The organism is Flavivirga rizhaonensis (genome assembly GCF_004791695.1).
Taxonomy (GTDB): domain Bacteria; phylum Bacteroidota; class Bacteroidia; order Flavobacteriales; family Flavobacteriaceae; genus Flavivirga; species Flavivirga rizhaonensis.
This window is the reverse complement of the sequence record NZ_SRSO01000034.1, coordinates 15,494-30,399: the sequence shown is the minus strand read 5'-3', so window position 1 is coordinate 30,399 and position 14,906 is coordinate 15,494. Positions and strand designations below refer to the sequence as shown.

Annotated in this window: 8 protein-coding genes; 1 reads left to right on the top strand and 7 read right to left on the bottom strand. The window is 34.3% G+C overall.

All coding sequences use genetic code 11. From position 1 onward, the window contains the following. Position 1 precedes the first annotated feature (1 nt). The 7 genes from EM932_RS18205 to EM932_RS18175 all read right to left on the bottom strand — a co-directional run bounded on the left by EM932_RS18205 (position 2) and on the right by EM932_RS18175 (position 13,858). Complete coding sequence (locus tag EM932_RS18205) at positions 2-1,864, bottom strand: CRTAC1 family protein (protein WP_135878639.1); 1,863 nt, start codon at positions 1,862-1,864, stop codon at positions 2-4. A gap of 88 nt (positions 1,865-1,952) precedes the next feature. Beyond that, positions 1,953-3,926 carry a glycoside hydrolase family 127 protein gene (locus EM932_RS18200; protein ID WP_135878638.1) on the bottom strand — a complete coding sequence of 658 codons (1,974 nt, stop codon included), beginning with the start codon at positions 3,924-3,926 and terminating at the stop codon, positions 1,953-1,955. 36 nt (positions 3,927-3,962) lie between these two features. Further along, positions 3,963-5,450 carry a family 16 glycosylhydrolase gene (locus EM932_RS18195; protein ID WP_135878637.1) on the bottom strand — a complete coding sequence of 496 codons (1,488 nt, stop codon included), beginning with the start codon at positions 5,448-5,450 and terminating at the stop codon, positions 3,963-3,965. Positions 5,451-5,456: 6 nt separating this feature from the next. Continuing rightward, complete coding sequence (locus tag EM932_RS18190) at positions 5,457-6,899, bottom strand: sulfatase-like hydrolase/transferase (protein ID WP_135878636.1); 1,443 nt, start codon at positions 6,897-6,899, stop codon at positions 5,457-5,459. Positions 6,900-7,109: 210 nt separating this feature from the next. Then, on the bottom strand, positions 7,110-8,837 hold the full coding sequence (locus EM932_RS18185; RefSeq protein ID WP_135878635.1) for a SwmB domain-containing protein: 1,728 nt from the start codon (positions 8,835-8,837) through the stop codon (positions 7,110-7,112). 5 nt (positions 8,838-8,842) lie between these two features. Continuing rightward, entirely contained in the window at positions 8,843-10,705 is a 1,863-nt protein-coding gene (locus EM932_RS18180; RefSeq protein ID WP_135878634.1) for a RagB/SusD family nutrient uptake outer membrane protein, read from the bottom strand. A 3-nt stretch (positions 10,706-10,708) separates the two neighbouring features. Then, the gene (locus tag EM932_RS18175; protein WP_135878633.1) at positions 10,709-13,858 is read right to left on the bottom strand and encodes a SusC/RagA family TonB-linked outer membrane protein; all 3,150 of its coding nucleotides are present in this window, start codon (positions 13,856-13,858) and stop codon (positions 10,709-10,711) included. Between the two features lie 690 nt (positions 13,859-14,548). Here EM932_RS18175 and EM932_RS20970 point away from each other — a divergent pair. Next, a complete protein-coding gene (locus tag EM932_RS20970) occupies positions 14,549-14,719 on the top strand; it encodes a hypothetical protein (RefSeq protein WP_170179845.1) in 171 nt (56 codons plus the stop codon). Positions 14,720-14,906: the final 187 nt, after the last annotated feature.

The following is a 14,906-nucleotide window of genomic DNA, read 5'->3' as shown; positions in this document are numbered from 1 at the left end:
TTTAGTTAGTTAGTTTTTTTCCTATGAAAGTTGTGGTGTTCAATTTACTAATTTTATGTTCAGCTGTCTCTCCATTGGTCCAAGTTATTTTAACTTCTACCGGCTGATTACTTGAGCCTAAGCCAAAATGAACCATATTGTTAAAACTGAGAGAATATTGTGCACCTGTTGAACCTATACGTCTTTGTTGAATATTTTTACCGGACTTGATTGTTACTAATGCGCCTAAAGCTGTTGCTTTTTTTGACGGTGCATCTCCTACTTGCACTACGAGATAATTATTCGTTTTAGTAACGTTATTTTTGAAAAGGTGCCATTTACCACGTTCGTTTCCTATCACAACATCCACTTTACCATCATTATTGAAATCTAAATTCTCAACAGCCATACCGATTGCTCCCAATTCTGTTGAAATGATATTATGTCCTTGCAATTTTTCAAAACCAGATTCCCCTTTATTCATAAAAACGATTGCTTCGTTTTCGTTTACAAGGTTTCCTCTTGGTACAACTAAAATATCTTGAAAGCCATTATTATCAAAGTCCGCTACTGTTGCAGCACTGGAATGAGCTTTAAATAGAAGGTTCATTTTTTTAGTAGCATCCTGAAACTTCTTCCCTTTATTTTCTAATAAAATATCTGAAAGTCCTTCGGGATTGTCATATTTGGGATAATCCTTTACACCTCTTACAGTACCTGTTGCAGGCGCCCAAAGAAACCCTGCTATTTTCCATTTTTTATTCCCTACATAACCAATATACCAACCTTTCTTTTCTTTATAATTTGCATTATCTGGAAATCCTAGAGCATCACTATTTACTAATCTTATATTTTTTCCGGAATGGGTTTCTCCTTCAAACTCATAATCATAAGATGCTTCTCCAATATAAAAAGTATCGTTATTGGGCCATTGTGACTGAAAATTTTCCATTTGAAGTACATCGCCAGTTTCGATATTATCAAAATTAAACTCGCCCCTTTTTGTATAAAAGCCTAATGTTTTAGATGCTTTATCAAAAAATGTCTCACCTATTTCAAAACCTAATCCTCTTGTAAAATACAAATCAAAATCCCCATCATTATCATAATCAATTTCTACAACTCCTGTAACTTCATCAATACTTCTAGGAAGTACTTTTTTACTAACATCATCAAAAGTAAAGCCTTCACCCCCTTGATATATTTTCACATTGCCATGACCATACATAACGATATCCATGACGTTATCTCCATTAAAATCGGTAAGCAAGACTTTTTGTCCATCTATTTTACTGGCAGGAAGGGTAGAATTTAAAACCAACTCACCTCCATTATTTTCATAAAGATAGTTTTCGGTTAGTCCTTTTTTTGCCCCATCAGGAAATGCAAAATTTAACAAATCTAAATCACCATCATTATCTATATCAACAAAACCAACTGTTCTACCACGCATTAAGGCTAATGGTTCTTTAAAGTCCTCCATTGGTATAAATTCCCTACCAACAACGCGATACATTTTTGAATTTCGAGCATTACTACCTGAGCCTCCTCCTCTGGACATTACAATTTCAATATTACCATCAAAATCAATATCTCCAGCAGAAACTCCGTGTAAATCTCCCATAATTACATCGTAAGGTTTAGCAAATTTGCCTTTGTTGTTCCAGCATACTTGAATACCAAATCCGTGATCGTTAATTAATAAATCTAAATAACCATCTTGGTCTAAATCAGCAACTACGGGAGCATCCCATTTTCTTAGGTTTTTTTCCTGCCTTGGAAATTCTTTAAAAACTTCTTTAAAAGTTGTTGTTGTATTTTGAGCAATACTATGATTGCCTAACAAAATGCACAATAAAAAACAAAAAGTGAGTGTTTTTTTCAAAATAATTATTTTAATCTAGATTAGTTATTTAGATACTAAAAAATTACGCCAAAAACATTTCTTTTTTTACGCGTAATTCTAAATTCATCTACCAAATCACAGGCATAAAGACTGTCATTTCTGCTTGACCTCTGTTACTCCATGCGAAATATGGTACTAATTGTGTTTTATATGATTTTAATACTGGTTTAGTTACTGTTTGGTACATATCGTCATTTTTATCTTCTCTTAAAAGCAACTCAGTATTTACAACAGTTACACCGCCTAAGAAATCTTCTTTATGTTCAGCTTCTAAGTTAGCATCTCCTTTAATATATACGCCTAATATTGAAGTGTCTTTTGGTAAATCCGGAGATTCAATACAGTACACTATAGGTCCTCTTTTAATAGCTATTTGATTTCTTACTTCTTCAATTCTGTTGTGCCCTTCTATACGTGTAACTTCCATTGGCATATCTAAGGTAATCGTATCTCCTGCGAACCATACACGCTCTATATTTGCAAAAGTACCAGGAATAGTAGCAACACCAGTATCTTCTCCATTTACTTTTAATGTACTACCAACTGCCCATTTAGGGATTCTAACTTTAATTTCAAAAGCAGAATTTTTGCATTCATCTATTGTTATTTTTACTAAACCTTTCCAAGGGTATTCTGTATCTTGAGATAGCTTTAATGAAGAACCATCTAACATAGTAGTGTCCAAGTTATTTCCTCCAAATAATACTACTGCTACACCATTTTCAGATAAATTATAAGCCCATCCTGAACTTTTACATATGGTTCGTACTAAGTTTGGTGGACAACAAAAGCACTCTAAATATGGCTGTCTTACCGGACTTTCTGTTACATCGTCATGCGAATCATAATTTCTAGAATTATTTACCATTCTTAATGGATTAGAATAGAAATAGTCTTTTCCTTCTATACCTATACCAGACAAACCACTATTATACAAGACTAATTCAATAATATCTGCATATCTAGATTCTTCCTTAATCCCCATCATTCTACTACTAAACATAGCATTACATAGGTTTGCACAGGTTTCGTTGTAAGCTGTCATGTTTGGCATCATGTATGCGTCAATGAAACCTTCTTCAATCATGTCTAAATTTGTGGAAGCACCATAATGTGCTTGACCTACAGCTCCAGTAACATACATTTTTTTTCCGGTTACGTTTTCCCATAATTTATCTAGCGCATCAATAAGGGCTTTTTCTCCAGTTTCTGCATACACATCTGCGGCTCCTGCGTAGTAATATAAAGCTAATACTGCGTGACCTACTGCTTCTTCTGATTCTCTTAAAGGTGTTCTTTCCTGAACCATATCTCCAATAGGGTAACCTGCTGTTGTGGAATCATGTATTATTTCAAAAGTACCTCTTCTATTGATAAACTTTTCGGCAAGCTTTAAATATTTTTTATCTTTTACTGTTCTATATAACTCCACCAGCCCCATAATTTGCGTTTGGTTGAACCCGAAACGTTGGTAGTGCTTTGTGTCTGGCATAAAATAAGTGTAGAGTAAATCTGCCTGCTTAATAGCTATGTCTAAAAAGTTACGTTGCCCTGTTAAACGATAATGTACAGAACCTGCAATAAACAGATGCCCAAAGTTGTACATTTCATGGTATTTTCTATTCTCAAAGCGATCGGCACCATCGGTGATTTGTATATGTGTATGAATATATCCATCTTCTTCTTGAGCCCTTCCAATAATTTCGATGTATTCATCTAATTCTTTTAAAATAGCTGCGTCTTTGGTAAGTCCATAAATATAGGTTTTGGCTTCCATAAACTTATAGAAATCACCATCGTGCCAATAAAACCCTTTGTGCTCTCCTTCTTTTTCTCCTGCAGCAATTTTAAAGTTATTTAATCCGTGACCAATATCACCACACAGCACATCTCCCATGTATGGAAGCATTTTGTCTTGTGCTGCTTTTACTTTTTCAGACCAAAAGCCTTTATCCCATTTACAGTCACCAAAATTGATGCTCTTCAATTTCACATAAGGACTCTCTGAGGTATTTGTTATCGCTTTATTATGAGTACTCATAAATTATATTAATTCTATTATTTAATTTATTAGTTTTTATTTTTTCTTTTTAATTGAAATATCATCAATGAAGAGTTTAGCGGCCTTAGTTTCCGGTAAATCTTCTTTACGGATTTCTATAACCATACCATCATTATCTCCAGATACTTCTTGTCTAGAAAAATCAGTATTAACGCTCACCCATTGCTTTCTAGGTAACTTTTTTAAACCATTAAATACTAATTCTGTTTTTGGGTTCATTAAAGTCACATGAATTGTATCTGTAATTCTACCTTGATCTAACCAAACTTTAGCAGATAAGGTATAATCTCCTACTGGAAGATCTAAAGATCCTTCTGGTGCTTTGGCTACAACTTTATCAACTTCTAAATGCTCATTTTTCCCATATCCAGAGAACTTTAAACTTTCTACACCACTTGCGTAATGACCTTCATGAATTTTTAAATAATTAGAAGAACCTTCATCAAAAATCCAGAATTTTTGATAGTCGTTTGGTTTTGAATCCTCTGGTACCATATCTAAAGGGCGTGGGTTTTCTTCAAATAATATTGGTCCTTCAAAGCCATAAAAAGCTCTATCTTTTACTAATAAATTGTCTGATGATTTTTGCCATACACGCATGTATTCCACTTCAAAATCGACAGGTAATTCTTCTTTATGTGGCACTCCTAGCCATTTAAAAATCTCAGAATCTAACCAAACTTCCATAGGATTATTTAAAACCCAATCTGTTCCTAATTCGTCTTGTGTAAAGCCATGAACAAACTTGCCGTTTCTATATATTTTCAAGTAATCTTCTCCCCATTCAACTCCGTATATATGAAAATCATCAGAAGTTGTATATGGTAGTGTTTCGTCGTAACCAAAAACTTTTGTTGGTCTAACCGCTGGTGGACTCCAGTCGTGAACTGCAGTTCTATTTGTATTTGCTTTAATTGAACCGTCTATTTTTGGTGCTGCTAATTGCTCATAAACATCTAATTCCTGCTCATAACCAATAGCCCAAAACGCCGCAGTAATGGCGGCATGACCAGCTTTAGACTTCACTTCCATATAGCCATTTAAAAATCTCTTTTTACCAACTATACCTGCAGTAGTTACTGGCATTGGTTTTCCTTCATGAACTCCATAAGTATCATTATGAGCTCCGTCTGCATAACTTTCTTTCGCAAACTCATAATCTGGTTCCCATTGGGTTCTTAACTTTAACTTTCCTTCTTCTACAATAACATTATGAGGCACAAATTGAGATGGTGCGCGTCCTTTCCAGATATAGTAATCACCATTTTGTCCTTCTACAAACCATTTAGTAGTGTCTATTGAAGTTCCTTCAAATTCGTCGCTAATTTCTTTGTTTAAAACCCATCCTCCTGTATTTTCTGGGTCTGAAAAAGGTAATGGCTCATTATTTGTTATCGTTTTCTCTGTAACTATTTTTTCTTGTTTTTTTTGTGTACAACTTATGTTAGAAAAAGTAAAAGCACTTAATATAAAAATAAGTAAATAGTTATTTGTGTTATTCATCCTGTTTTAGTTTTTTATTCTTGTTTTTTGTGTGTATTGCTTCATTTCTTTTTTTACTAATTCTGGAGTTCTATAACGATCCATTCGATCTATATCATATTTTTCAAAACGTTGTTTTAACATCCACATTGGGCGTTCTAAAGTTAATTCCCATTCAAATAATTTTTTATACATACTTTTTAAACGCTCGGGGTACTTTGCTGCTAAATTATTCTCTTCAGTAAGATCTTTAGATACATCATATAGTTCAGCTGGTCTATCCGCAAAACGAATTAATTTCCAATCATTATTTCTGTATACTGCACGTGTTTCTTTTTTCCAAAATAAATCTTCGTGTGGTCTTGCTTTGTTTAATCCATTAACATAAGGCATTAGATTAACACCGTCTATATCTTTTAGATCTGCAACATCACCGCCTCCAGCAGCATAAAATGTTGGCAATAAATCAAATGTACTAACTGGATAATTATAAACGGCTCCTCCTTTAATTTTACGAGGCCATTTCATTAAAAACGGCACTCTTAAACCACCTTCCAAATGGTTTGATTTTGTTCCACTTAGCGGTAAATTTAATGATGCATTTTTATCAGTTGGCCCACCATTATCATTAGAAAATACAATAATTGTGTTATCGTCTAATCCTAATTCTTTTAACTTATCTAATACTCTACCACAAGCTCTATCAAGAGCCAATGTCATAGCTGCAACTTCTTTGCGCTTACCTTTTAAATTAGGGAATTTATCTAAATCTTCTTGAGTCGCTTGCATTGGAGTATGTACTGCATTAAACGCTAAATAAATAAAAAAAGGATTGTCTTTATTTCTTTCTATAAACGATACTGCTTTATCGGCGAAAACATCTGTTGCGTAACCATTAGGTTCTTCAAAGTGTTCAAAATCGCGTTCCATTTTATTGTCATGGTGAATTCCTTCAAAATTTTTGTATCCAAAATAACTTCGGGCTCCGCCTCTAAAACCATAAAATTCATCAAACCCTCTTTTTAAAGGATGAAAACGATCTGCATTGCCTAAATGCCATTTTCCATACATAGCATTTGTATAACCTAATTCTTTTAAATAATCTGCTATTGTTTTTTGATCTAATGGCAAGCCCATATCATCTTCTAAATACTTTGAGTTTTCACTCATATAACCTGGCACATTGATTTCTTGATAACCAAAACGTTGTTGGTATTTTCCAGTTATTAGACCTGCTCTAGAAGGGCCGCAAGTAGCATCTGTTACATAGCCTTGTGTAAATCTTACTCCTTCTTCTGAAAGCTTATCCAAATTAGGAGTTTTCATAACCTTACTCCCATGAAACCCAAAATCTGCATATCCTGCATCATCAGAAAACAAGAATATGATATTGGGTTTTTCTTGAGACTTACAAGATACATGGCAAGACAATGCTAATAGAAGAAGAACAGTGTGTTTTAGCTTATTCATAAATTAACCTAATGCAAAATTAGACACAACAAAACTTAATTAAAAGGTAGCTAAAGGTAATTTGTTTTGACAAACTTTACTAATACTTAAATAACCTGTTTTAATCTTTAATTACCTTAAATTCTATGGTTAGAAACTGAAAATAATAAAGTCGTAAACGTAGCGTTCACGACTTTATTAAACTTAAAAACTAACTCAATTATTTATAAGTTATCTTGTTTCTAATGCTATTACTTGCAAGTTATCTATATAGAAAACTTGTCTACCTGTAATTCCTGCATTGTCTTGATTTCTAAAGTTAAAGACAATCCACTGTTGTAATTCAGCAGCAAGTGTAAAATTACGTTCAATGGTAAACCATTCTCCAATAACAGGTGGATCTAGCATTATTGATTGTCCTCGGGGTTCGCCTCCTTGAATAACATTAAGTACTGTAAACGTACCTGTACTTTCTTCTACAAATACGTCAAAAGTTAGCTTATACTCTCCTGCGATAATGTTTGAGTTACTTATAATTCTATTAGAAATACTTAATGCAGGAGCCATTAATGGCATTACAGCATCAAATTTCAAAGATGCTACTCCGTCACTAGCTCTTTCTGTCGTTCGATTTATCTGTAGTGAACCGTCAACATTTCTAGCGTTATCAAGGTTATTCCCTCCTCCACCAACAAAGAGATTATATCCCTGTGTATTAACGTTCCTGTCATTATCAACCGAATTTTCCATACTTGGATTTGATGCATTGGTTAATAAATTCTTGTTTACTGGATCAACAGGAACATCAGTAAAAGTCTCTAGGGTTCTAGAGTCTATAGATGTAATCCCTGTACCATTATATGAAAGTGTAACTGTATCTGAATTTAGAATTGGCTGATCTAAAGTTAACTCAACCGTTGTGGCATCATCATTACTCTTTCTAGCTGAAGTTACTGTAAAATTTTGATTAAATCCTATGTTTTGAACGTTTACCGTAAAATTACCTTCAACTCCACTAACTGCATCTATCTCTCCGTTTACACTTAAAGTAATTATGTTTGTTCCCGCATCATCATCACTATCATCCTCTGCAGAAGCATTTCCAGTAATTACATAAGGCTTGGTTGATGGAATTACTGTAATAATTGCTGGAATCGTTTTTGTTTGTTCTGCAGGATTTAGAGCACTTCCTACTTTATCACGAAACGTGGTAAGCATAACTAAATAATCTCCTAATCTGTTAAAGGTTACCGCTTGCTTCTCTTCTGTACTGGTACTTGGAGTACCACCTTCAAATTCCCATAGCCTTTCGTCTGGTCTTCCAATGGTTGTTAAATCTGTAAAAGTAAGGCTTGATCCTGCTTCAATAGTTATTGTAGCAAAACCACTGGTATCATCAGAACTTGGGTTTTGGCTCGCACTAAGTGTTGCCAATACTTGCGTATCATCTTCATTCGAGATCGATGCCTCCGTATTTAAATCGGCATAAACATCATATGTTAATTCTGTTGTTAACTGCCATAAACCATCATTACCTTGTACGGCGGTATTGCCATAAAGACTTACTTCTTTATTGAACTTGTTTTTCAAAGTCACTAAAGTCTCTCCTTCTTTTTGAAATAATACATGAACTATTTCGGCCGAGTTTCCCAAGCCCAAATTTGGATCTATAAATGCCGCTAAATTTAAACTATCCTTTCTTTCAAATGTAGATTTCAGATAACGTGCTCCCTCTTCAATGGCCCAACTCCTAGAAACTACCCCTTGTGAAGCATCCGATATAGAACTAAAGTTATTAATATTTATCGCAATTGGCCTACCAATTGAGTTTTCATTTATCTGAAATATACTAGGTGTAAATATTTGTGCTTGCGTATTATCTGAAAGTCTTTCAAAGTCGTCCTTATCACAACCCCAAAATGCTACAAACAGTAATATTATAAAACTATATTTTTTCATTTTAATTAATTTTCGAATTCGTTATTGTTTATATCCTCTTCCGCTGGAATTGGTAAGTAGCCATTATTGTTTGAGTAATTTGTTGCTGAAAGTGGGAACTCATTAAAAATGTTCCTTTGTTGTCTTGTATCTGCATCTGCAGGAACTTCACTAAGTGGTATTGTTTCAATATCACTTAGCGCTCTTGTAATTGTTGCTAATGGCCCTCTGGCTAATTCTGGCGTAACGATACGCCTTCCGTCTTTAGGATAAAATGTTCCTCTATAAAATTGCTGACTTAAATCATTAAATCTTTGCGAGGCCACTCCCCATCTTCTTAAATCAATTACGCGAGTAGCATGACCTTCTACAGATAATTCTAATGGCTTTTCAATAAACATTAAATGTTCCATTAAACTTGTTTCATCATAAGGCACTCCATCATTATTAAGCTGTGAATTAATGTCCAACGGCATCAATGCCCATCTATTTCTAATTTTATTAATTTCATTAATGGCATCTTGTACCCTTCCATTATAAATATAGCACTCTGCAAGATTTAAAAGTACTTCTGATAAACGATTAACAATTGCATTTTTACCAGATTTTAAACGATTTGAGCTACCGGTTGCCTGTTCGTCTGGAACACCTAGATCGTGATTGGTATATTTCTTAAAGGCTGTAATAGTTAAATTTCTACTTGCTAAACCTGTAAATCTTCCAGCATTCATAGCATTAGGTCCGCCATAAACCGGCGTATCCAAATCATCATTTAAGAATATCATATTTGATGCTCTCAAAGATACACGTCTTGTGTCTTGATTACCATCTCCAGTAACTACTGTATTGATAGGGTTGCTCGGGTCTATTGGTTCTTCCTCATAAGCCAACATTAACCAAGTTGCTGGTTGCATAAAGTCCTGACCTCTAAAGTTGAAATGCCCCCCTCTTGAAGCTAATCTATTATGTGGACTTCTTTCATCAAATTCATTAAGTTCTAAGCCAAAATCTGTCGTATAATTTATTTCAAAAATAGACTCGCTATTAAACTCACCAGCTGTGGTAAACATCATAGAACCTTCAATTGGGTTAACCTCGGTTTCCAATGCATATCCAAAATCATCTCTTAAAGATTCATACAGTTGCATCGCCTGATTAATAAGTACCATGTTTCTTGTACCTCCTTGAGTACCTTCATATAAATACGAATTGGCCAAAATCATGGTAGCGGCACCTTTACTTACTCTTCCTAGCTCTGTAATTTCAGATGGCATCGGTAAGTATTCTATTGCCTCTTCTAAATCTTTTCTAAAAAATGCTATCACTTCTTCTGAGCTAGATACATCTTTATGACGTTTTGTGACATCTGGCTCGTAACCATCTCTAATAATTATTTTTCCTTCGTTAAATACCGAGTGTAAGTAAAAGTGATATGTTCCTCTAAAAAACAATGCTTGAGCACGTTGAAGGTTCCATTCATCTAAATCATCTCCTTCGAGACCAGGACGGATTTGATCTAATGCTGCCAATGCTTGATTAGCAAAGAAAATCCCTCGGTATAGAGCACCCCATCTCTGGTCTACACGTCTTGTACTAGGGTTTACCGTCTTAAAGTAGTAGTCTAGATGTTCATTTAAACCAACATTAGGCGTGATTCTATTCCTCATAGACCCTATATCAGATCTATAATTATCTTCTTCTATACTTAACAAGAAATGATTAAATAAAGAGTTATACACCCCATTAAGTACCTTTTCTGTATCCTCCAAATTATTTACCGCTTCAAGAAGCTCTGGAGCATTTGGGTTTGGTTCATCCAAGTATTCTTCGCACGACCATGCAAGCAGAATAACTGAAAGTATTGTAAATATTATTTTTATATTTTTCATTTCTTAAAAATTTAATCTTAAACCTAAATTAAAACTGGCACTAATTGGAATTAGTCCTCTATCAATTCCTTTTACTTGAATGTTATTACCACCAACTTCTGGGTCAAGTCCCGTATACTTAGAAATAACTAATGCATTTTGCGCATTCGCATAAATATTAAATCTTGAAAAACCAAGTTTTTCTGTTACATCCTTAGGAAGTGAGTATGATACTACGATATTTCTTAATCTGATAAAGGAACCATCCTCAACAAAGAAATCGGAACTACCATTAAAATTAGCATCACCTCTATTATTACTTCTGTATGCAGGAATATTAGTGTCCTCGTTTACTCCAGGAATAAATTGGAAAAGCAAATCTTTATGGCGGCCTTGTCTCATAGCATTAGCTCTTGTTGCATTGTAAACTTCATTACCAAAGGAGCCATACCAGTTTGTGGCAAAAAACCAATTTTTGTAGGTAGCTTGAATATTTAGCCCTACCTCATAATCAGGCAATCCACTACCTTTATATACTCTGTCTGCTTCATCTCTTAAAGCACCATTCCCATTAACATCAACATACCTCAAATCGCCCAATTGTGCATTTTCTCCAGGGAATTGGGTATTGTAATCATCTACTTCTTGTTGAGTTCTCAATAAACCATCTGTTTCAAAAAGTAAGAATGAACCAGCTTCTCTACCTACTCTTAATCCAGTAGCTAAAGACTCTATATCTCCGAATACTGTTAATGTTGGGAATAATTGCTGATCTAAATTCCCGTTAATACTTGTAACTCGGTTTTTGTTAGTTGTTAAGGTTCCAAGAATATTCCATCTTACTTTACCAGTTCTTGGACGGTATCTCAAAGAAGCTTCAAAACCTTCATTAGTCATATTACCTACATTGAATACTGCAAAGTTAGTACCTTGGAAACGTTCAGCTGTTGCAGGTGCTCCAAAACTTGGGTTTAATCTAATATTAGACAGCAAGTCCTTTTTATCAGTAGTATAATAGTCTGCGGTAAACGTCAATTTGTTTTTCCACATGTTTAAGTCTATACCTATATTTTTCTGAGTGGTCACCTCCCATTTTAGTGCAGGGTTTCCAAATGATTGTTGCACAATTCCAGGATTCAAACTATTTGTTCCAGATCCACTAGAAAAGTTAGCATTATAATTTGTGGTTACAGGACTGAAAATTGCGTTAGGTGCAAAACGATCGTTACCAGTAGTACCAATACTACCTCTTAACTTTAAATTGTTTATTGTTCGTTTAATACCTCCTCTCCAAAACTTTTCTTCAGAAATATTCCACCCAGCAGATATAGAGGGGAAAAACGCAGAACGATTGTCTTTTGAGAACTGATTTGAAGCATCAATTCTAGCGCTGGCACTAAACAAATATTTGTCATCAAAATCATATTGAATACGTCCAATTGTACCAACACGTTTTATCCTGTAATCAGGTAGGACATTTATTGTACCTCTAGTTACACTAATTGTACCACTGGATATTGCTTCTGCTCCAACGGTACCAAGTGATAGATTTGTTGGTGTCGCAAAACTTAATCCTTTATTAATTGTACCAATAGAGGTGTAGAAATCCTGCTCTATATTCATTAAAGCCAGAACTCCAATATTGTGCTTTCCAAATTGTTGTTTGTAATTAATTCCTCCATTCCAGTTTATTAAAACGGTTTCCTCTCTACCTTCAAACACAAAACTATCTTCATCGCTTCTTAAGTTCACCCCATTAGAATCAAATAAATTGAATCTTGGTTGCACCTGCTTTTCTTTCTGATTTGTAAAAACACCTGCAATTAAAGTCGTTAACTCTAAATTATCGTTTATCTTATACTTAATGTTTGAGCGGGCTTCAAATCTATACCTATCTACCTGTCTATCTCTAGTTAAAGCCTCCAATACTTGCTGTAAGGGACCTGCACTTTCATCGTTTTCGTTAATCACATTTGAACTTCCAGTACCAACCTCATCAAGGTATGGAAATGCTCTTTGCCCAAGAATTAATAAGTTAAAATTGGGACGCTCTCTATCATCAATCGTAAAACCAAAACCATTATCAAATGACCATTTATCTTTTTTTAGCTCAAGGTTTGCTCTCAAGTTATATCGTTTTAAGCTAGAATTTACAACAATACCGTCCTGCTCAAAAAATCCCATCACAATACTGTAATTAGCATCATTATTACCTCCAGACATGTTAACATTATATCTAGAAATTCTGGCAAAATCATTTTCAGTAAGGTCTCTTAAATCATTATCATTTAATAAACTAAATCTATCTGATCTTGCTGGGCTTCCATTTCGTATTGGATTATTAAGATCAAAGAAAATTTGTTCCTGCGTATTCATCAAAGGCGTTTGGCGCGTAATAATTTGAAACCCGTTCACAAACTCCAAATTAATTCTGGTGTTGCCTGGTTTCCCTTTCTTGGTAGTAACCAATATTACCCCACCAGCAGCTCGTGTTCCATAAATAGCTGCAGAAGCAGCATCTTTTAATACATCAATTGTTTCAATTTCATTAGGATTTAAGCCTGGGTCTCCGTTAGACTGTGGTACACCGTCTATAACCCATAATGGTGAGTTAGAACCTGTTAGAGAAGACACACCTCTAATTAAAATACCTGAACCCTCACCTGGTTCACCACTATTTGCGGTTACACTCACACCAGCTATTTGTCCTTGTAAAGCTTGCCCAATATCACTGGTAATAACATTCTCAATTTCTTCAGCTTTAACCTGACTAACGGCTCCCGTAACTTCCTTTTTCTTTTGAGTTCCAAAACCAATTACTACAACTTCCTCGAGTTCGTTGGTTTCAGGATCCATTTGTACATTTAATTGAGGTCCAATAACCTTTTGGTTTACTTTACGCATACCTATATAGCTGAATATAAGCTCGTCTCCAATGCTGGCTTCAATTCGATATGCCCCATCAAAGTCTGTTACAGCTCCAGTAGTTTTTCCGCTTTTTTGTAACACAACTGCAACACCTGGAATTGGTAAACCATCTTCTGAACTAGTTACTATACCCTTTACAGTTATTGGAAGGTTCTGCCCCAACAACGTTCCATAAAAACAAAGAAAAACGAACAGCAAACAAATGCTTCTTGGTTTCTTGGTATCATACGTACTTTTTAATTTCATGTTTTTAATTATTAGTTTACTGTTTGTTATTCAAACAATTACATTTAATAATTGCTCTTTTTAATTTTTAATCTGGCATTGTCGGCTCTTGAAAAACACTAGATACTCTTTACAATACCAAATGGATAAAATTAAGTGTGATAGCCTTAAGTTCTTTAGCAATATTTATCCTTTAGTTATCAAAAATTACCCTAAATAATACATGAATCTGTATCTTATTAAAAATCAGATAATTTAGTACTACTAACTACTAGAGGATAATTTAATACTATTATTTATTTAGGAACGTACGTAACTTCGGTATTATAATTCATTTCTTACATAAATATAAATAAAAATAAGAACATTATGAAAAAACTATTACTCAAAAACATTGTATTATTAACCTTTTATTGGAACATTAAGTGCCTTTCAATTAAATGCCCAAATCGCTTATTCTTTTGATTTAACATGGGAAGGCCGGACCGCTCAATCTGGAATTACCGCCTTTGGTTCGGTTTTTGCCAATAGCCCTAATGGCGTGTTGGTGATGACCTATTCAGCTACTTCTAAAAATGCTGTTATGTATGCACCAGACTCTAACGGTGGAGATTATGGCGATGTAGATGCCAGTACTTAATAAATTTATACAAGTAAAATTTAGTAATGAATCTTCACAAATAGATTTATTACGTATAAGAACAAGAACAAATGGAGGTTTATGGACAAATGCTCACAACGAGTATTGGAACAAATACTTCAGGGCAATTTTCAACTGTTTCTTTTGAAGTTACTCATGCTAATTATATTGGTGGTGTTTATTTTCAAGTGATTTTTAGAAAAAGTGACAATTCATTCATAACTGATGGGAATACTATATAGAAAACTCATGTTATTATTATTATTATTTAGGAGTTAAGATTAACCAAAAGACTACATTGGTTTCTCTCTTTCTAATAAATCTCGTGCTTTCTGAGATTTCTCGTCACTCGTTCCTCGCTCTGTAGAAATGACAAACGTATAAAATTCAGCATTTTAAAGTGTGACACTATATTAAAATTTATACCGA